The 19,746-nt window shown below is 44.3% G+C and carries 17 protein-coding genes; 1 reads left to right on the top strand and 16 read right to left on the bottom strand.

The window, feature by feature from the left end; all coding sequences use genetic code 11:
- Position 1: 1 nt before the first annotated feature.
- From JAO78_RS15420 to JAO78_RS15450, 7 genes are all read right to left on the bottom strand, one after another.
- Complete coding sequence (locus JAO78_RS15420; protein ID WP_226752278.1) at positions 2 to 2,176, bottom strand: heparinase II/III domain-containing protein; 2,175 nt, start codon at positions 2,174 to 2,176, stop codon at positions 2 to 4.
- Between the two features lie 45 nt (positions 2,177 to 2,221).
- Positions 2,222 to 4,492, bottom strand: coding sequence for a chondroitinase-B domain-containing protein (locus JAO78_RS15425; protein ID WP_226752263.1), 2,271 nt, complete (start codon positions 4,490 to 4,492; stop codon positions 2,222 to 2,224).
- A 192-nt stretch (positions 4,493 to 4,684) separates the two neighbouring features.
- The gene (locus tag JAO78_RS15430) at positions 4,685 to 5,563 is read right to left on the bottom strand and encodes an NAD(P)-dependent oxidoreductase (RefSeq protein WP_226752264.1); all 879 of its coding nucleotides are present in this window, start codon (positions 5,561 to 5,563) and stop codon (positions 4,685 to 4,687) included.
- 691 nt (positions 5,564 to 6,254) lie between these two features.
- Positions 6,255 to 8,663 (bottom strand): DEAD/DEAH box helicase family protein, encoded by a 2,409-nt coding sequence (locus JAO78_RS15435; RefSeq protein WP_226752265.1) that lies wholly within the window; start codon positions 8,661 to 8,663, stop codon positions 6,255 to 6,257.
- Positions 8,663 to 9,244, bottom strand: a complete 582-nt coding sequence (locus tag JAO78_RS15440) for a class I SAM-dependent methyltransferase (protein WP_226752266.1) — start codon at positions 9,242 to 9,244, stop codon at positions 8,663 to 8,665. The genes JAO78_RS15435 and JAO78_RS15440 overlap by 1 nt, the downstream gene beginning before the upstream one ends.
- Before the next feature lie 96 nt (positions 9,245 to 9,340).
- Complete coding sequence (locus JAO78_RS15445; protein ID WP_226752267.1) at positions 9,341 to 9,538, bottom strand: hypothetical protein; 198 nt, start codon at positions 9,536 to 9,538, stop codon at positions 9,341 to 9,343.
- 319 nt (positions 9,539 to 9,857) lie between these two features.
- Positions 9,858 to 11,906, bottom strand: a complete 2,049-nt coding sequence (locus tag JAO78_RS15450) for a TonB-dependent receptor (RefSeq protein ID WP_226752268.1) — start codon at positions 11,904 to 11,906, stop codon at positions 9,858 to 9,860.
- Between the two features lie 429 nt (positions 11,907 to 12,335).
- On the opposite strand from JAO78_RS15450, the gene JAO78_RS15455 reads away from it, so the two are divergent.
- The gene (locus tag JAO78_RS15455) at positions 12,336 to 13,529 is read left to right on the top strand and encodes a glycosyltransferase (protein WP_226752269.1); all 1,194 of its coding nucleotides are present in this window, start codon (positions 12,336 to 12,338) and stop codon (positions 13,527 to 13,529) included.
- Positions 13,530 to 13,605: 76 nt separating this feature from the next.
- Here JAO78_RS15455 and JAO78_RS15460 read toward each other — a convergent pair whose 3' ends face one another.
- The 9 genes from JAO78_RS15460 to JAO78_RS15495 form a co-directional block, all read right to left on the bottom strand.
- Positions 13,606 to 14,508 carry a hypothetical protein gene (locus JAO78_RS15460; RefSeq protein WP_226752270.1) on the bottom strand — a complete coding sequence of 301 codons (903 nt, stop codon included), beginning with the start codon at positions 14,506 to 14,508 and terminating at the stop codon, positions 13,606 to 13,608.
- Between the two features lie 280 nt (positions 14,509 to 14,788).
- Positions 14,789 to 15,445: a GDSL-type esterase/lipase family protein gene (locus tag JAO78_RS15465; RefSeq protein WP_226752271.1), complete on the bottom strand. Its 657-nt coding sequence runs from the start codon at positions 15,443 to 15,445 to the stop codon at positions 14,789 to 14,791.
- Between the two features lie 231 nt (positions 15,446 to 15,676).
- Positions 15,677 to 15,868 (bottom strand): hypothetical protein, encoded by a 192-nt coding sequence (locus JAO78_RS15470; protein ID WP_226752272.1) that lies wholly within the window; start codon positions 15,866 to 15,868, stop codon positions 15,677 to 15,679.
- A gap of 19 nt (positions 15,869 to 15,887) precedes the next feature.
- On the bottom strand, positions 15,888 to 16,253 hold the full coding sequence (locus JAO78_RS15475; protein WP_226752273.1) for a hypothetical protein: 366 nt from the start codon (positions 16,251 to 16,253) through the stop codon (positions 15,888 to 15,890).
- Complete coding sequence (locus tag JAO78_RS16895; RefSeq protein WP_500786070.1) at positions 16,229 to 16,465, bottom strand: DUF8622 domain-containing protein; 237 nt, start codon at positions 16,463 to 16,465, stop codon at positions 16,229 to 16,231. The genes JAO78_RS15475 and JAO78_RS16895 overlap by 25 nt, the downstream gene beginning before the upstream one ends.
- Positions 16,435 to 16,986: a demethoxyubiquinone hydroxylase family protein gene (locus JAO78_RS15480; protein WP_226752274.1), complete on the bottom strand. Its 552-nt coding sequence runs from the start codon at positions 16,984 to 16,986 to the stop codon at positions 16,435 to 16,437. The genes JAO78_RS16895 and JAO78_RS15480 overlap by 31 nt, the downstream gene beginning before the upstream one ends.
- A gap of 391 nt (positions 16,987 to 17,377) precedes the next feature.
- Positions 17,378 to 17,614, bottom strand: a complete 237-nt coding sequence (locus JAO78_RS15485; RefSeq protein WP_226752275.1) for a class I SAM-dependent methyltransferase — start codon at positions 17,612 to 17,614, stop codon at positions 17,378 to 17,380.
- Between the two features lie 179 nt (positions 17,615 to 17,793).
- Positions 17,794 to 18,519: a hypothetical protein gene (locus JAO78_RS15490; protein ID WP_226752276.1), complete on the bottom strand. Its 726-nt coding sequence runs from the start codon at positions 18,517 to 18,519 to the stop codon at positions 17,794 to 17,796.
- Between the two features lie 219 nt (positions 18,520 to 18,738).
- Positions 18,739 to 19,746: HNH endonuclease (locus JAO78_RS15495; protein ID WP_226752277.1), on the bottom strand; the 1,008-nt coding region annotated here is incomplete at its 5' end.

The raw sequence follows: 19,746 nt of genomic DNA on the forward strand, positions 1-19,746 counted from the left end.
CTTACTCCTCATCATCGTTCAGTGCAAAAACAGCCAGTCGACCGTTAATGACATACGATTGGTGTTGATATTGAAATTGTTGATTAACTGAACCCTCTGCCGTTTGGTTAATCGCAATCAGGTATGACTTACCTGCGATAGTGATATCGACCAACAGCAGTTCATCTTGTTGGCTGTAGCCAAGCTCAGTGAGCTGACTTTCTGCATCTAGCGTGTATTCCTCGCTTGGATTGTATTCGCCGTGAGGTTCAAGTACGGAAATGAAGTGATGTTGCTTGCTGTTCTCTACTCTGCGGACAAAAGCTTGCTCATTGCGTAGATTAAAGTGAGGATCGTTGGCCCCGATCTGGGTGAACAGAAATTCTTCCTGACCATCGACTAAACTAGTGTGGGTATAGAAGCGTCCATTCTCATTCAACCAGGAAACCTTAGCCAGCCCCTGCTTGGGTAAACCACGGCCTTTAAGCCACAGATGCTGATAACCATTTTTAGTGCCTAGCGCCGAAAGCTGTTGGGTACTCACCGACAATTCAAAGTTCGTGTCAATAAGTTGGCCTTGGTAATGTAGCGGCAGATCAAGTTGATGGGCTTTTTCTGCAACAACATCAAACACATCCAGCACTATGGATTTTTTAAGTTCTGGTAAATTAACCAACGCCATAGTCCGCTTTAACTGAACACCTTGGTAAGCCGTATCAATATGCGCGCGGGTAACAGAGCCAAACGGGCTGGTTTCAAAGTAATTAAGTACAGGCGAGTGCTGGTTGCCTACCTCAACGTCGCCATTAAAGTGGCTGGTTTCATCCACCACCACCGTATTGTGCGACACCGTTTGCTTAGCGTAACTCTCGTTTTCAGGCAGGTAACGGCCACCAAATTTGGCTTCCACATTGAGAAAACGCGCCGCACCATAATCAGAGACAATTTCTTTACCCAGGTCATAAAACTGCCAGGTGAGCTTGTCAAAGTGGCCATGGCCAAGACCTTGCGCTGCAGGTTTAAACAGTACGGCCTGATCACCCGCTAACTGGCTGCGCATAATCACTAGCGCGCCTTGCTTGCCATCACTGCCATCGCCAAAGGCAACGGCGTCAAATTGATAGGCTTCAGCCAAACCTTTATCCAGCGCTTGCGCCACCTTTAGGCCATCGCCAGAGAGAATAATCTGATCCTGTTGCTTAGCGATATCCAGATAGCCTGGCGCCTCTGTTAGGCTGTAGGCCAGCGCAACGCCATGCACCAACTCGATGGTGTCGATACCCTTACTTTTTATCGCATCGTTGATGGGGAAGAACAAACCGTCATAACTTAATTGAACAGTGGTATCTATAGCTTTTAATACAATCCCATCACGATACTGAAAGATCTTTCTTTGCGGTTCGTTATTTTCAATCGCTTTGGCAAAGGTAACGAAAGGCAATAAGGCGTAACGCTGGTAATATGGCCCTTCATTGTAGTAACCCTGAGGGGAAAATAATTCTTCCAGTTGCTTTAAAAACCCGCCTTTGCCTGATTTTTCCAAATCGTAAAGCGCTTTTTCAACCCACTCTGGCTCGTTCATCACATAACCGGCCATCCCCACCCCGGCGGTTGCCCAGGTACCATGGTTATGCACTTTGTTAAAGGTAGATGGCTGCCCCTCTGACAAAAACAGCGCAACAGGCTTAAGCAGCTTGGTTTCAATGCGCTTTCTGTCTTGTGCACTGAGCGCACTATGAACAAAATCGTAAGCCTGGATGGTATGTACCAACCAAACGGCCTCATTTAAACTTTGCCAAAACAGCTTGCCGGGATTTTGTGACTCCACTTTTCGTGCGGGGTGCACATCTAATGTTGGATACAACTTTGCATAAGCCAGCAACATATCACGTACATAATTGGCATAAGTTTTATCTTGGCTAAGCTGATAAACAATGCCGGCGTTGTACATTAACTGATAATTTTTCTTATGCTGTTCATGGGTAAAACCGCCACCACCGTCCTTCGGTACAGGAACATTGATAGGCTGAGCCAATTGCAGATCAACTTGGCTTTTTAGATCGCTATACGCTTTAGAGAATCGTCCTGGCTTAGAAATGGCCTTGCGCATCTCAGACACATCAGCGGGTGTAATCACCAAATTAGGATGAGCCGCTTGCACAGCAAATGGCAGTATAAAGGCCAAGGTAACCAGCATCAGCGACGTTACTTTTAACAGTAATTTTGACATGTTCATCTGCAGCTACCTCTTGTCAGTATTTGGGGTTTTGTTATCGTCAATGACTGCCGTGTGCGGCCCTTCAACTCTGAGTTCAGTGATAGTGGGTGCTTGTGTGGCATCAAAAAGATTGTTCTTAATAACCGTTATGGGCTCACCTACCGTATGCTCTACCACTATTGGCGCAGACTTAACTAGCGTGTTTTGCAGAATGTTGGCAACCTGCACACCGTGCAAATACAAGCTGGATTTATTTTTGTTGCGCTTGCCATAACCCACTTGGTTTAACGTGTTATCTGCCATATGCAAAAGCGGCCCAAATGTGCTTTCATCGGTACCACCACGATAAAGCTTCACCACCGCACCCTGCACATTGTTAAAGGTATTGTTTTTTACCGTGACATACTCGGCGTTATAAATGCCCAAATCTTCAATTTCAGTATTAAGAACCAGAATATCGCCGGTCACATTGTCAAAAGTGTTACCCATCAGGCTGATCTCATCGGCAAAGGCGCCCTTGCCCGTGACGAAAAAATCAAAGGTATGATTGATATCCAGCGCTAAGATGTGTGAGTTCAGCAGCACAAAGCGGTAGTTATCAACCATGCCCCATTTTTGGGTTCGAACCACAGAATTACCCGCCGAGTCAGGACTATTTGCCCCAGAGATCACTAAGCCCTCAAGTTTCAAACTGCCGCCGTTCTGAATTTCAAACAAGGCGGAACGTTCAAAGGTTAACGTGGCTTGACCTGCTTGTGCCGCTTTGATGGTTAACGTTTTATTAATTTTGATCAGTTTTGAGACATCATATTGACCATTAGCCAGCACAATAACGTCACCTTCACCGGCTTGGTCTATTGCCGCTAATAAAGCCGTTGCACCCTGTGCCACTTGATGTGTTTGACCTGAATCAAATGTGACAAACCCAGGCGATTTCGGATACCAACTTGCCCCGGTATCTTGTTTAGACAGTACCTTTAAGTCGCGCTTCGCCCCAGCGTTTAGCTTGCCTGACACGGGATAAAGCAGGCCGTTTTCAGCTTTTTTAAGAGCGACGTTCTGGCGTTTTACACCATAGCTCAGCGCGGCTGGCAGCTCGGTATTGGCAATATTACCGGAGAGTTTTATGCCGCTTACATCATCAAACAGGCTGAAAGGCTGCTGTTTATTGGTATTGATAATCAGGTTATCTTTCATCACGGAGTTAATAGGCACCGCGGTGCGTTCGGCATCGCTACCGGCCGCCAAGTGCATATGATCAACGTCTATAAAGCTGTTGTTAACGATAAGGGCGTTTTCGACCTGATGATAGCGGTTGATTGACGAGTTCGGGACGCCATTTAGCACCGTAAAGCCACTGCCAAATCGATAGCCTTTTAAACCTTGCAGATAATTGTTACGGATCACCTGATCTTTGTTGATAACACGTATACCACCAGTGTGCTCCACGCCATTACCCAAAAATATATTCTGCTCAACAATATTACCGTTACCATGGCGCAGGGTCAGCGTGCCGCGGGCCTCAAAGAACACGTTGCCACGTAGGGTATTTTTGCCGGACTTGATCGAAATAATTTCTACTTCACCATTGGTGTGTTCGAAGTAATTGTTTTCAACCAAGGTATAAGAATCGGTAAGGGAATAATGGCTGGTGCCAATACGCAGTGTTTCGCCACCATTAGAGCCAAAGGTAGGACGATAACCAAAGTAGTTGTGATCAATCTGGTGATAGTTTTGCTGACTCTGTTCGCTGTTTAATCGGACAGCAATGGTAACGCCTCTATTACGTTTACCCACGAAATGACTGTGGTCTAACCGATTATGCTGCCCATACAAGGCTACCCAATAATCCGATTCCTGCTTATCCGGGTTGTTATAGTTATCGATAACGACTTCCGTCACCCGTGAGTGGAAGGCTAACGCATTACTGTTTTTGCGAAACTCAATAACGGCACTGCTGGGGGTATAACCGTTTTTAAACACCAAACCAGAAACGGCTAGATGCTGGCCGGCTAACCGAAGATTAGACAGGCCAGACAGGATCACTTGGCCCTTGGTTTCTGCCGTTAACGTTATGGGCGCATCAGCCTCACCTTGCCCTTCCAGCAGGATCTCAAAGTCTGTCCACACCCCGTTTTTCAAGATGATCTTGTCACCTGCAACCAGTTTCGATGAAATCGCCTGGTAGTCGTCTTTGCTCGCGACAAAATATTCAGTAGCGAATGCAGCAACTGATACTGGGACTAATACCAGAGCCAGGCACATGTTTAGCAGATAATCTTTGAATAAACGCATTATGGTTTTTGCACCTCAATACTGAGACTCGCTTCATTACTGTAAGAGCATGAAGTAAGGGAGTTACTTCCTGCGCTAATAAATTCCATCTTATTAGCGCCTGATCCACCGTCGATGCTTTTGTAAAACTGAGCAGCTGTCCTCTTCGAGGAATGGATAGCTCGAATAGCGTCGACAGGCTGACAAATCGCGCTATTTGTTAAGTTCGCGGTAGTAATCGAAGATCTCTGGCACGTTGCCGTTGCCCATGCCAGCATCGAATGCGGCTTGCAAATCACTTGATGAGCCCTTGGCAATCTTTGATTCGGTACCAAGGTCTTCAACCATTTGCAGGAAATAGCCAAGGTCTTTGTTAGCATTAGCCAGTGAAAACCCAAGATCACTCACATTGTCTACTGCATAGTGCTTACAGAACTTCATAAAGGGTGAGCTGGAAGGCCCGGTCGACATAATGTCGAACAGTTGTTGCCGATTAACACCAGCACGATCAGCAATAGCAAATGCCTGAGACATGGCGCAAACGGTCGTCATACCAACGAAGTTGTTGATAAGTTTTGTGGTGTGGCCTGCACCCAATTCGCCCAAATAAAACACGTTTTCGCCTTGATCTTGCAACACCGGCTGCACTTTGTTGAAGGTTTCCTGATCACCGGCAGCCATAATATTCAGTAAGCCATCTTTAGCGTGTGCCGGTGTACGACCTAGGGGGGCGTCGATCATACCCGCGCCTTTTTTGGCGAGGTCAGCACCGATTTTGCGCGTCGACGCTGGAATAGAGGTACCAAAGTCTACCAGTACCGCTCCAGGTTTAATGCCTGCGAGAATACCCTCGTCACCGTAAACCACTTTTTCAACAATAGCTGAGGTGGTGAGACAAAGCATGACGATATCAACTGATGCGGCCAGTTCCTTTGCCGTGCTGGCTGTAGATGCACCTCTGGCAACACAGGCTGCAACTGCGTCTTTGTTAAGATCCATTACCGTCAGCTGATAACCTTTTTTCTGTAGATTTTCGACCATGTTGCCGCCCATAAGGCCAAGGCCGATGAAGCCGATCGTTGGTTTTGACATTGTTCACCCCTAATTTTTTTGCTGCACTGACAATGGTGCAAAGAAACGTTTGTACACCACAAAAAACTGTATTGTTGCATTGTTGCAACGCGTAAATGCTGTTGTAGAACTAACAGGTACCGACCGTAAATTGCTTGTCTAAAGTCATAATCTTACCACCCGGTATGACAGCAAAGCTATTTACTTCTTGCCAATTTGTCAACCAATTTCTTGGTTAAATTATGGTGAAAGCACTTAAGCATAGCTTACCAAAAGTAAAAATGAGCGGAGTAAAGACACAAAAACCCCTTTTCAATTAATGCAAAAAAGTCTGCCCCCTCTCCGCTAACACACGATTTTAAAGGGAAGTTAAGATAAATTATTTTAATTAGTGAGATAGGGAGCAAGGTAACCACCAAAACACTGCCATGCGGCGAGCGCGAACTTTTTGGTAATAACTAAATTCAGATATTGGTAAGATAGTTGTGTACATCTAGCGACGACATTCATGCAAAATACCAAGATGTGGCCGCCGCATGTCGGTTTAATGCGGCAGCTATTGCCAAGCGAACACCATTTCAACCCGGCATAACACAATAAGAGACATTGCGGTGGTTCGAGGAAGTGCAATTTTGGTGGCAACATGTCGATTTAACCCAGCGAACTGCTTTTTAGCCAACTCGATTTTGCCTACTAAGGTGTTTAAGACTTATCAAACCAGGGCATCACGCAATAAATATTGCGCTAATCGCAGGTCAATTAACTCATGTGTTAACGCCGTGAGCGCTTCAATATCAGCAGGACGAACCTCAAAGTTAGCGGCAAACCGCCCTGCATTCAAAACAAACCAAGGCTTGCTAGCCGCTTTATCTTGCTTGGCATAAAAATGGATCGGGTTCTTATACCAATACTGATGCCATTTTTCACTGTTATTGTCTTGCCTAAGTGCAGCGGGAACGTCTTTCTTTACTAAATCTGGCCGCCGCCAAATTTGTTGCCGGCTTTGTTTAGCTAATTGGTGAGTACTAACAGGCGCACTAAACCCATCTAACGCTAAAAAAGCCCGCAGCAAGATCATTTTAAAACATTTGGTCATGCCGGTCGTTTCGACCCCCTCGCGTAACCAACTGCCATAACGTTCAAGCAGCAACGCCATTTCGGCATCTTCAGTTTGCTCTGCCACTAAGTTAAACCAGCTACCGTGTTTATCCCGCACTTTTTTGATATCGAACCCTGCTAGCACAAACTCTGCCGCAGAGGGGCGATGCCCAAGCTCTAACTGCAATTGTTGAAAATCTTCAGCCGCCGTGTTTTTCACTTTACGCACTAGCTGCTGCCAAAAGTTGACAACCTCAGGTGCAAAATTAATATAACAACCTGGCGCAATCACCGGCTGCTTTGCCAATGTGCTAATAATGGCTTTAACACCACTCACGTTATACAGCGCTGCCGGTTTATTTAAAAATGACTGATGGTTACCAATAAAATCAAGCACCACCAAATGCGTTTTGCCGACGTGTTCAGCTTGGCGTAACCCACGACCTAATTGTTGTAAAAACAAAATCTTTGACTCTGTTGGCCGTAACATCAACACAGTATCAATAGCGGGTAAGTCAGTTCCCTCGTTAAATAAATCAACCGAAAACAGCACACTCAACTGCGCTTGCTGCAATTGGCTTAATGCTTCATTGCGCCGTAATGCACTACCTTGGTAAACCGCAGCCGCGGCGATGCCCTGCGCATTAAAATACTCGGCCATGTAATCGGCATGTCGGCGTGACACACAAAAGGCCAAGGTGCGCTGTTGTTTGTGTTTTTGCCAGTGCTCAAAAATGTGTGCAGCCCGCTTACGCGTAGCAAAAGCGTTGTCTAAAGCTTTGGGATCAAACTTACCGCTGCGCCAGGGGATCTCTTGGTAATCAACAAACTGATCGTAAACACCATAATAATGAAATGACACCAAAATACGGCTTTCGATGCCATGCACAAGATTGCGTTCAAACACCAAATTGTTATCACACAGCGCCAGAATATCCGCCTGATCACTACGCTCAGGCGTGGCGGTTAGCCCCAATAGAAATTCAGGGGTAAAATAATGTAACAATGCCTGATAACTAGGGCTGGCAGCATGATGAAATTCATCGACAACCACATAATCAAAGTGATCAGGTTTAAACTGCTGCAAGTGCGCTACTTTACTTAACGTTTGGATAGACGCAAATAACAAGTCAGCCTCGGGTGCTTTTTCTGAACCGAGATATAGACCACTACTTTTATTCGGGTTTAACTGGCTAAAGCTTTGCTGCGCTTGCAATAAAATTTCTTCACGATGGGCTACAAAAAGCACACGTTTTGCGGCCAATTGCTTGGCATCAAACGCTGCCAGCCAGGTTTTCCCCATGCCGGTTGCAAGTACCACTAAGCCGCGCTTATACCCTTGTTGCCGACTTTCGCTTAACGCCGCTAATGCCAACAACTGCGCCTCATTGGGCGTAAAACGCGGCTCTTCTTCAATAACCGCATCCACTAACTGTAAGCGTTGTTGTTTATTTTGTTGGTAGCGCTGCAAATAAGCCGCCCACAGTGCTTCTGTCAGTGGCTGACTTTGTGGGTGGCTAAATATGGCAGCAAATTGTTGGCGAATATCATTAAACTGGCACTCAACAGCATATTTCTGCTGAAAATCATGGCGTAATGTCCACTCATGAGAATTTAACAGTGCTGTACGGCTAATGTTATTGGAGCCAATATAAGCGCAGCCCTCTTCCATCACCCCCTCATAGCCTTTGACAAAGATATAGGCTTTCATATGAAACGGCGTGTTAGCTTGGCAACAAAACAGCTTCACTTGGGCGCCTTGCTCGCAAAGCAGCAACAGCTGGCGTAATGCCTCTGGCGAGGTGATATGCAAATAATCAGAGGTCAGTATTTTGATTTTAGCGCCAGCGCTTAACGCATCGGTTAACGCTGGCAACAGCAACTGCAACCCCGATGGCTGAATAAACGACACACTGATTTCCACTTCTGTGGCGTGATTAATTGCCGTTAATAACTTGGGTAATAGCGGGTCATTTGCGCCACCTGTAGTAAGCACCTTGCCTTGGAATAACTGCTGCACCATCAGGCAGTTTTCTCCAAAATCGCGTTTAACCATTGTTCGTCAGCGCGACCAGGGCGCGCATCGGCGGTGATCCAAACTTTTTTTATACGCAAACCAGAACCATCTAAGAACGCAGCTAGGCGCGCCTCATTGGCGTTAGTAAATTGCCGCCCTGCTTTGGCATAGTCGTTGTCACCATACTTGTAAGAGCAGTACAGGATCCCTTCGGGTTTTAACCATTGCGCTAAATGCTGAAACGTAGCTTGCTGCTCAACTTTAGGCACATGCAACAGCGAAGCACACGCCCAAATAGCATCAACGTTGATCGGAGGGGTAAAGCGAAGAAAGGTACTATGTGCCACCGCGATACCGGTAACATGTTCAGCGATGTCGACCAGCGCCTTACTGGCATCAAAGGCCAATACCTGAAACCCTTTAGACAGGAAAAAGCGACTATCCCTACCTGCACCGCAACCGGCATCGACGATAACACTACCCGGCGCCAGCAGCGGCAAGAACTCGTCATAAAGCAACGTCATATCGACACTGAGGGTGTCATGCGCAAAGCTCGCAGCTTGCTGATCGTAATAACTCACCGACATAAAACCGTCTCAATCCATGATGTTGTTTAGTAGTATCAATAAAGTGTGATTTGAGCAACGTATAAATATGCGCACTAAAGCAATTTTGACAGGTGCTTAGCCTGCTTTCATCAACATCACTTTCGCCATATCAACCACCCACCCGCCGCCAGCAACACCATAGCCTGCATTCATGCGCTTACGAATGTATTCTCTTTGATCTTTTAACTCTTTACATTGTGATTGAGAATACTGAGTAGAAGCGATTAGGGGATTATGAATAAGCATGAGTACTGCAACCAATATCCATTTCATATTCGGGCTCCTTGCCTTCAGTCAATTCAACACTCTTAATTATTGAATGGGGCTCGATCAGTTCACCATTGCGCTTTTGTGATTTAGAGCCCGACAAATATGTTACAAAATCGGGAATTCAACAGTCGTAACCGATGAGTTCTAGTGTCGAATTTTTCAACACTTCTTAGATGGCTTTAGGTATTAGCACTACTCTAAATACCCACTCTATTCACGCCATGAACCAAACTCAATTCTTTGTTACGCTGTAGCGTAAATTGACCAAAACATCCTGTGATTTTGGTCATTCGTGCTTTTTATTTTCGTTATTGTGGTAGTTTTAAAAAGCATAAGTTGCACTAATCCTTAAGGTTCTTGGCTCCATAGGGTGTATATGACGATCTTCAATGCCTTCTGCAGCTTCATTGTTTAATCTTGACGCATAAAAGTATTCTATATCACTGGCTTTGCTGTTTAGTATGTTAAGGAGATCAATTGAAACACGCCATTTTGACAAGTTGTATTTTAGATTACCATTTAGCACGGTAGACGATGCAGAACGTTGTTCATTAAAACTGTCTAGTGTGCGCTTACCAAAATGGCGCAGCCGTAAGCTCGTTTGCCAAACGTCATCCGCTTTATAGATAAGCCCCATGCTGAATACCATCGGTAATGAACCATCAATATACTCACCTTCATCAGTTGCCTCTTCGGTAAACCGTGAGCGAGTAAGTGCGAGTTCAGTATCTATACTCCAGCGGTTATTCAACCAATAATATGCTGCAATCTCTAAACCATAGCGTCGTGATGCACGGCTAGGCTCGTTGGTACCCGCATCACCCACATATAATAATTCTGAGTCCATATCTAAGTACCATAGTGCTGCTGAAGCATTGAAGGTAACGCTATCAAAATAACGAATACCTAGCTCGGCGCCATTGCTACGCACTAAAAAATCAACAGGCTCAACGGCTTCATCCGTCTGGGGTACGCGAGTTGCAGTAGTGCCACGAGCATCATTAGAATGAAAACCTTGCCCCACATTAAAATAGCTTTGCCAATTGTGGCTCATTTGATAACTAAGGCCGCCTTTAAACGAAACAATGCCTTCGGATGACTTACCACTATTTACCTCTTCATTACTTTCTACACGGGCGCGCATCACATCATATCGGGCACCAATATGCAGAAGCCATTGTTCGGTTAACGTAAAGGTGTTTTGGTTAAACAAACCAATGCTACGCTGTAATACGGCATCTTCACGCACGGTATTCCGTCTTTGGCGGGCTTGCGTGTTGTAAAGACCTACCTCGGCAATATCATCAATACGGGTTTGCACACCTACAACATACTCTGCAGCCATACTGCCGACATGTTGATGCCAATTACGGCTTATTTCCCCACCGTAAATCGTCCGAGAATCTGTTTGCTCAAATTGATCGCCATTTAGCGGATCAGATAGAAAATAAGTAAAGTTTGACCATAAATCGAGTTCTGAGCGGATAATATAAGCGTTCGCCTGCCAGTTATCGTTAAGCCAACTGCCAGACACGCTGTAGCGTGAGCTTTCTCCCCCTAAGGTAGTATCTAGCGAACCAAAACGATCAATCAAGCCGTCGTTAATGGCCCGTTGGGGCACTTGGTCAGCCGCGTTCCAGCTATTGTCATACGCCATAACGGTGAGTGCAAACTGGCCGTTTTCAAGGCGTTGACTGTAGCGACTTAGCAGGTTTACTTTACGCGTGTCTTCAGAAATATCTTGCCATGGGCCATCATAGCCTTGCAGCTCTGACGCTAATAACAAATTGCCCTGCGCGGTATTTAAGCTGCCTTTTGCTAAAACACGTTGATAGGCATTCTCTCCAAGAGTAAATGAGATTTCGTTCGGGGTAGTATTTTGCAGACCAAAACGTGCTGTGCCTGCGGCAGAAAAATCCCCGCTGTTGGCAAGGTAGGTACCTTTTTGATAATCAATTTGGCTGATAATCTCGGGGATAATAAAGTTTAAATCGGTATAACCTTGGCCATGACCATGGCTGCGCATATTGACTGGCATACCATCTACAAAATTCGAGAAATCGGTACCATGATCTAAATTAAAGCCCCTTAAAAAATATTGGTTAGATTTGCCGCTACCACTATGCTGTGTCACAACCATGCCTGGTATAAATTCTAAAATTTCCCCAGTACGCAATAAAGGCCGATCTAAAATCTCGGCATTACCAATAATGCCTTCAGATGCGCTACTGCTGTGACCAAGTAAGTCTATCTGCCGACCTTTAATTAAAATATTCTCAATGGCATGTGATGACAAAGGATCAGCTTGTAGGCTCTTAGAGTATGAAAACAGGCTGCAAACACTAAAAATAAGAATAACGGGTTTATGCATGGTTTGCCCTTAACCGTGGAGTAATGGTAATACGTATAATTTATTAAGGGATGATACTGAAGTAATAAGCGCTATAAGTGAGTAGACAAGCTAGCGATAAACTCGCTTAACTTACTAAACAATCATCTCGAAAAATGCCAGTAAGCATAACCTCAGATCGTAAATGAGATTTTTATCAGTCAGTACTCAAACACGAAAACTCCGTAAATTAAGGTATTGCATGACAATACCCACGGCAGCACTAAATTTAATTACAAACTTTATACTCGCTTTAACACTACGCAGATTACTTGTTCGATCAGACAAGATGTGGAATATACCGTTAAGCTTACTTATACCGAAGCAAGAAAACATAAAAATGATTCTTTTCACAAGAATCGATTATGCTAAGACCATGCGTTGTAAGTGTCGTTTATCGGAGGCTAACCATTGAAAAAGCACATTGTCATTGCTTGGGAGCTTGGCGCTGCGCTAGGCCACGTTATGGGATTCAGAGCTTTAGCCATCGGTTTATTGGCTCAAAACATGAAGGTATCTATCGTTGGCAGAAACCTTGCGTCTGTACAACAAGTATTGAGCGAACTTGATGTGACTTTTTATCAAAGTCCGATATCACTATCAGAACGACGCGAGCGATTAACAGCCACTTACAGTTACAGCGATATCATTCACGATTTAGGTTATGAATCAGATCAGAGCTTACTTGGTTTGACGAAAGGCTGGAGCAACTTGTTTGAACTAATAAAACCGGATCTGGTCATTTGTGATCATAGCCCTACAGCCTTGTTGGTGTGTAAATGCTTAGATATTCAAAGCTGTACTTTCGGCAATGGTTTTTTCTTACCCCCGGACACCAAAGGACCCGTTTTATTTCAACAAACCGACGCTATTACTACGCAAGATGTAAATCAGCGGTATTTGACCGTTGTTGAAAACATTAACCTTGTGTTAAAGGCATATGGAAGAAACTCAATTAATGTTTTGTATGACCTATTTCGAGATTCAACGCATTTTCTATGTACATTCAGTGAGATAGATCATTACCAACGATCTGGCGATAGCGAATACTATGGACCAAGAAACACAACTAATACGGGGATCACTGTACCTTTAAAGCCTTCTCAAAAAGTGGTTTTCGCTTATTTGCAGCCTAGAACACAACTGCTAGTACCTTTAATAAAGTCACTGGCAAAACTGTCAATAAAAAGTGTTCTATTCATTCCTAAGGCCCCAGCGGAACTGGCCAGCAGTATTCAGGAATCAACAAATATTGAGTTATATGATCGCCCGGTCAACATATCGAAAATCTTTGAACAAACGGCATTGTTGATTAACAACGCGAGTCACGGATTAGTCGGTGAAGCAATACTGCACGGCAAACCCAATCTGTTGTTACCTTACCAGTTGGAACAAAATATATTGGCACGAAAAACCAGTAGCCAAAAACTTAGCATTGCTTTAAACGCAGATTCAAAAATTGATATTGATAGTGCGATTCATTTTGCGCTTAACAATAAAGACTTAGCCGATAGGCTTAATCGGGTTAAACAAAAATACAGTCACTACCTTCATGAAGAGGCAATCGCGAGCATTCTTGATCAATGTTCACGCTTGCTAAAATGAACAGCAAACACTGAGAACGCAACTGCCTTCTCGCTGAGTTAACAGTGTTTGCTGGCGAGAGCGATTCGTTTATTCGCTATTTCTGGTTGCGTAATTTCCTGCGGTGTACGGCCAAGCCGAGCAGTGACAGACTCAGTAAAGCAATGGAACCTGGTTCACCTACGCTTGTGGTAGTAGAACGCTGAACAGCACTCGGCGAGCGATTAAAACTAAACGGGTCATTGAACTGCGCATAAGCGTTCAAACCATCACTTGCCAACGATATCGTCGATATTGAGTAGATTATCTCAATAGTTTGATTGGCACCGATAAATCCAAGGTCAACATTAAAGCTGCGCTCGCCCCAGCCAAAGTAAGAATCTCCTGGCGAAAAGGCATCACTTAATAAGGTGCCGGAAGTATTTAAAGTGTACCCATTCACATCCCAGATAAGGGTTGCAGCGCTGCTCCAAAGACTAGTCGATCCAACAGTGATATTGGCATTGTAGCCGGCGGTGCTAGCAAGGGTCGTATCGCAACTATTGGTGCCAACGCCATATCCGTCACCGTAGCCATCGCCATATCCGTCACCGTAGCCCTCCCCATAACCATCGCCTTGGCAATAAATATCTAGTCCACCATTCTCGACGGTAAAGTTAAAATCGAAAAAGCCATCATCCCCGTCATTCTGAAAAACGTATTTTTGAAGAATAGTCGCGCTACTCGAAGCATTTTGTATAGCTCGAGAGGTTGCATAAAACCATCCCGTACTCAATGCACGAGCGGTTGACTGCGCATAAGAAGAGCCACTTTCTCGACGTATAAATGTATCAACTTCAACTGCGTTGGTATCAGAATTTGATTCTGGTGATGTACCTAATGGCACTTCTACTTTAACATCTGCGTCTAACGCAACACTTATGATGCCTGCGTTGGCATTCGGACCAACTACACAGAAAGCAAAACCTATTGCACAAGCTATCTTACTTCGTTTAAACATAAAGAAACCCTCATACTAAAAACGCTAGTTTCAACCTGTAACATCAAATGGTATGAGCGCCATTAATACTAGGCATGCTATCTAGACTGGTGAATTGATTAGAGCAGTTAGTGCATTTAAAACACTTTTTCCGCAGAATTTATCTTCAATATTTGTACCATATTTTTTTACTCTTACTTTTCAATTGCTTATATGGACATTAAAAAGAAAAGAGTTTTTATTGTAAAATAAACTGACAGTCTTTTTTTAATATTGCAATAATAACTGATCATTAAGGCTCCTAGATTAACTCGTTACTGCGGGCTTCAAGCACACTTGCAATCACTGGCGCAATTAACGACTCCATCATCACATAACCTGCGGCGTTGGGATGCACAAGATCTTTTGCATTGGTGAAATCAGGCACCCGCAAGCCACCTTTGCCATCATTCATGGCTGCGTAATAGTCTACATAAGGAATTTGGTGTTGCACTGCGTACTGCTTAATCAGCTGATTAAGCTCAACAATACGGTGCACCGGCTGCAAACCGCTGCGCCACGGAAAATCACTGGCCGGTAATACCGAGCACAGAATGACACTAACACCGTGAGCGCACGCTAATTCGGCCATACTGAAAATATTGTCGGCTACGCGGGGTAAATCAATGGCGCCGCTGTTTTGCGCAATATCATTGGTGCCAGCGAGGATCACTACTACCTGCGGTTTCAGATTAAGCACATCTTCTCGAAAACGCAGCAACATCTGATGGCTAACTTGGCCGCCTATGCCTCGACCGATAAAGTTATTTTGCGCAAAAAACGTCGGGCGTTGGTATGGCCAGAACTCAGTGATGGAGTCGCCCATAAATACCACCAGTGCGCCCTGCGGGTAATTCGCTATAAATTGCTGGTTAGCCTGCTGATACTTTTCGTAATTGACATAAGTGGTAATGTTCAAGCTAATCTCCGCAGCAGCAATTGGCAACAGAGCACAGAGTAGCAGACCGTACAGATCATTTTTTATTATTCCTCTTATAAGCTATGGTATCCAGAAATGTTGGTACTGTGCCAAGTCATTCCGTTTTTCATGGTGAAATAGTGAATTTGGATAAAGAGATTGTCACCGCTGGCGCAGGTGATGTGTGGTGTGCTGAGTTTGCATTACACATAGCATGACATTACAACTTGCTTAGGTTTTGGATAAGTCGGCTTGTGCATCTAGTAATAACTCTTGCGTAAGCATACGCTTGTAACGTCTCTGCCGGCGTCGTGCTTTTGCAGCGCTTGCTCGCCAGTTGCTGCGTTTGTCAGACACAATGTCGTCCACATCGTCGGCCGTGATCACGTGCTTAGCATCTCTAGGGGAGGTTCTTTTACTCATATTCTCGTCGTTGTCATCACTAAAAAGCAAAGCTGCTTTGCTTTTGTCTCCATCTCAAAGACCGTTTATTTAAGCAATGTAAATCCACTTCACCCGCAAGAATGTCTTCACATAGCTTGACGGCAGCCTGCGCCTGCGCAGCACTTAAATGCCGATATGCAGGTTGCTTAATGTAGTCATACCAAGCGCCGTTGCAGACATTATCAAGCACAACGCGTTGAAAACAATGGTCGTGCTTAATCGGCCAATCGTGTCGTTTATCAAGCGCTTCTTTGGGCATAATAAACTGAGTTAAATAGCGGTACTGATCTACCCATTGCTCGCGAGTGTGATTGATGGTTTTGTTTTTTAGCATGAGTATCAATTTCGCTTCTTTTGCTTCCACGTACCGCCATAGTGATAACCTTCACTGGTTTGCTTCAGTCGCTCTTGACACTGTTTGCAGACCAAGATCCAAGTCTGGCTTTGCATGGCCTTCACTCGGTATAACACGCTATGAGCCATTGACTCACAGATACCGCAAGCCTTTGATGCTCTTTCACGAGACACTTTACCCATGTTTCGGCCTAAATAAGTCTGGCGGCTTTCACCGCCCATTGAGAACCGTAGGCAATTAAACGGCCCCAACAACGCATTGCTTTACTTGGTTGTTTTGTCATTGCGTGCAGAGCTTCATCTCGGTGCTTTGTTTCATCAGCATGAAACGCCGCCATCTGCTGAGAAAATCCCCTAACGAATGAATTGCATTCATGATCAAATAATTTAAGCTGCTCGCGATAATGTTCATCGACAAAAGACTCAACGCAAAAAATAGTATAAAACATCCAGTTTCTTCCCAAGAGCGTTGGCAGAGCACCCGTAACAAAGCCCGCTATCCCCCAGAAAAACAGCAACAAACTACCGCGATACCTTTGGATATTAGCTGCAAAACCTGCCAGATGGGACTTTTCAGTGGCCAAGTGCTGCAAAGCAAATGATTTTATCTGCGCGTCTTGACGAATTAAATTCGCGCACAGAATACCGCGATAAATCCAGACTGCCCCAAACTCGCCAGCGTGACTGGCGCGAAGCTCTGACCGAATATGCTTAGGTAAACGCGATGTCGAGACTTTTCCCATACACTCTTCACCCATGTTTACAATTTTGCCCAATGAATAGCTTCCCAAGTTTAGATTATCCGCATTTTGGATGATCCCGAGTTACCATTACTAAACGCTAACTCTTTTTGCCTTGCTTCAATCACGAGACCCCTTTTGCAGCTTATAAACGCGATATCGCGGATGCAATTACACACTTGTTTATTTAAGCGATTCATTGTTAGCTATTTGTTTTTATGCGTGCGGGAGGAAGTAAGATCATCCATCATGACTGGAATTCAGAAAGTACTCGTAAGATCTGTGAGGTTATAAACTGAACATTCAACAAAATTCACCTATTGTCATGATGCTAATCAGTAACATTGTTATGACACACAGTGTTGAGAATAAATACCTGTGTGTCGCACTTTACTTAAGCTACCACATCAACGTTGATCGGAGGGGTAAAGCGAAGAAAGGTACTATGTGCCACCGCGATACCGGTAACTTGTTCAGCGATGTCGACCAGCGCCTTACTGGCATCAAAGGCCAATACCTGAAACCCTTTAGACAGGAAAAAGCGACTATCCCTACCTGCACCGCAACCGGCATCGACGATAACACTACCCGGCGCCAGCAGCGGCAAAAACTCGTCATAAAGCAACGTCATATCGACACTGAGGGTGTCATGCGCAAAGCTCGCAGCTTACTGATCGTAATAACTCACCGACATAAAACCGTCTCAATCCATGATGTTGTTTAGTATTATCAATAAAGTGTGATTTGAGCAACGTATAAATATGCGCACTAAAGCAATTTTGACACGTGCTTAGCCTGCTTTCATCAACATCACTTTCGCCATATCAACCATCCACCCGCCGCCAGCAGCACAACAAAAGATAAGCCAAACCATCTAAAGTGCCGCTGATAATCGCTTTCAGCTTGCACACTTAGGGTTAGGCTTGATGGCAATTCTAAATTTTTATTTTCAGCTATATAGGCCTCGAGAATTGCAAAAGTGGCTTGTTGTATCTGCTGATCGTTTTGTTCAATTGCAGGGGTAATGTTAACGACAGTGTGTTGTTGTTTTTCCCATTTTGTGATGAATTGCTGGCGTTGTTCCGCTTTATGGTCTGCACATTTTACAAAGTCAGTTTCAGACAAGTTTTTTTGCCGACAATGCGTTGGCACTTGGTAGAAATCAGCCCAAGCAGCCGCTTTGCTTCCACTAAAAATAGCATTTTGTGCCGACCAATCGGGCATATCCTTCAGTGCTGACTTTGCCGGTTCAGACAACATCGTACTCATAGGTGTGTAGATATTTTCTGAAGTGTTTTGCGGTGAATGACTTACAGGCGAAGATGCTTGATTGCAACGCAGGCCGATGGTCTGAAATAACTCGCGGTCTCGCTCATTTAACCAATTACCTTCAGCAACACCATAGCCTGCATTCATGCGCTTACGAATGTATTCTCTTTGTTTTTTTAACTCATTACATTGCGCTTGGGAATACTTAGTTGAAGCGATTAGGGGATTATGAATAAGCATGAGTACTGCAACCAATATCCATTTCATGTTCGGGCTCCTTGCCTTCGATCAATTCAACGCTTATTTACATCGGCGCTAATTATAACACGCCGTAACAATTCAGCTAAAAGACGGCCCTGCTGTTTGCGATTAATTGCAATGAAAATCAAGCAAGCTGTACCCATTTAGTGGCTTCGCTATTTTTTAAAAATAAACTGTTTATTACAAGCATGGAGGACGTTATATTAGGCTTGAGCTATTACTAATTTAGAAACGTTCTTGGTAAAGCTCTCGATGATAGTGAAGGTACTTGCGATTTGCTGGTCGCAACGTTAAACGCATGTCAGGCCTAACACCCAGAACTTCTGGCTGCTCCAAAGCTTGGGCAATCATGATCAGGCCGTTATCTGCAAACGATATAAAACCTCGATCAAATGCTTTATCTAAGTTAGCCATTAATAAAAGGCCATTAGCGGGATCTAGCCGTTCGGTGTTATTCGATGCTCGCCATGGCTTAATATGCGAGGCAACAAGCATTTCTGGCATAGGGTAACCGGTTACCGCACAGCCTTCCCATTCTAACAAAAGGCTTTGTCTAAACTGTCCTTGGCCCACTCTGGCACTGACTAAAACTGATTTTTGCGTTGAATTTAACTCTTCGCTTTTTAAAATCTCTTCAACATCAACGGTAACATCGATCTGACCAAGTTCAGCCAAAAATTCACCATAAGATCTCAACGCGCAACTGTACATTTTGTTACCACGCTGATCTTTTTCTCTGAATTCTTCAAGGATATATAAAGGTGTAGTCACCAACTGATATTCATGAAACGAATTAATTTTCGTTAATTCTGTTAAGGTAAGTTGATGCCGAAACGCCATCTCATTTAATACGCCGCCAACAGCACCCAAGTAACTTTTCGCCGTTTTCTCTGATTTACCCATACCCAAAAGCCAACGCTGATAGAGTTCTGGTAAGCGCGTTAAGTTCTGTGTTAGAGCTAATCTTAGATCGGATCGCACAACACTACTTTTCATAAGTTCGAACAATTCGGTATCAAAAAAGGCAAAAGCAACCTTACCGTAACTGAATGCTTTAATTTCATGTAAAGCTATTCCAGATTTTGGCTTTAAGTGCCAAAATCCTTCAGAGGTTAAATAGAAGAAGGGAATTTCGGGTGAGTTTTTATCGTTTTCTGAACGTAAACGGTCAAAATACTTGGTGAATATCAGTTTTTGCGTATTTCGGTTTGTCCGGCCACCTGTTCCGGTTTT

The organism is Alishewanella maricola, from assembly GCF_016343785.1.
Lineage (GTDB): Bacteria > Pseudomonadota > Gammaproteobacteria > Enterobacterales > Alteromonadaceae > Alishewanella > Alishewanella maricola.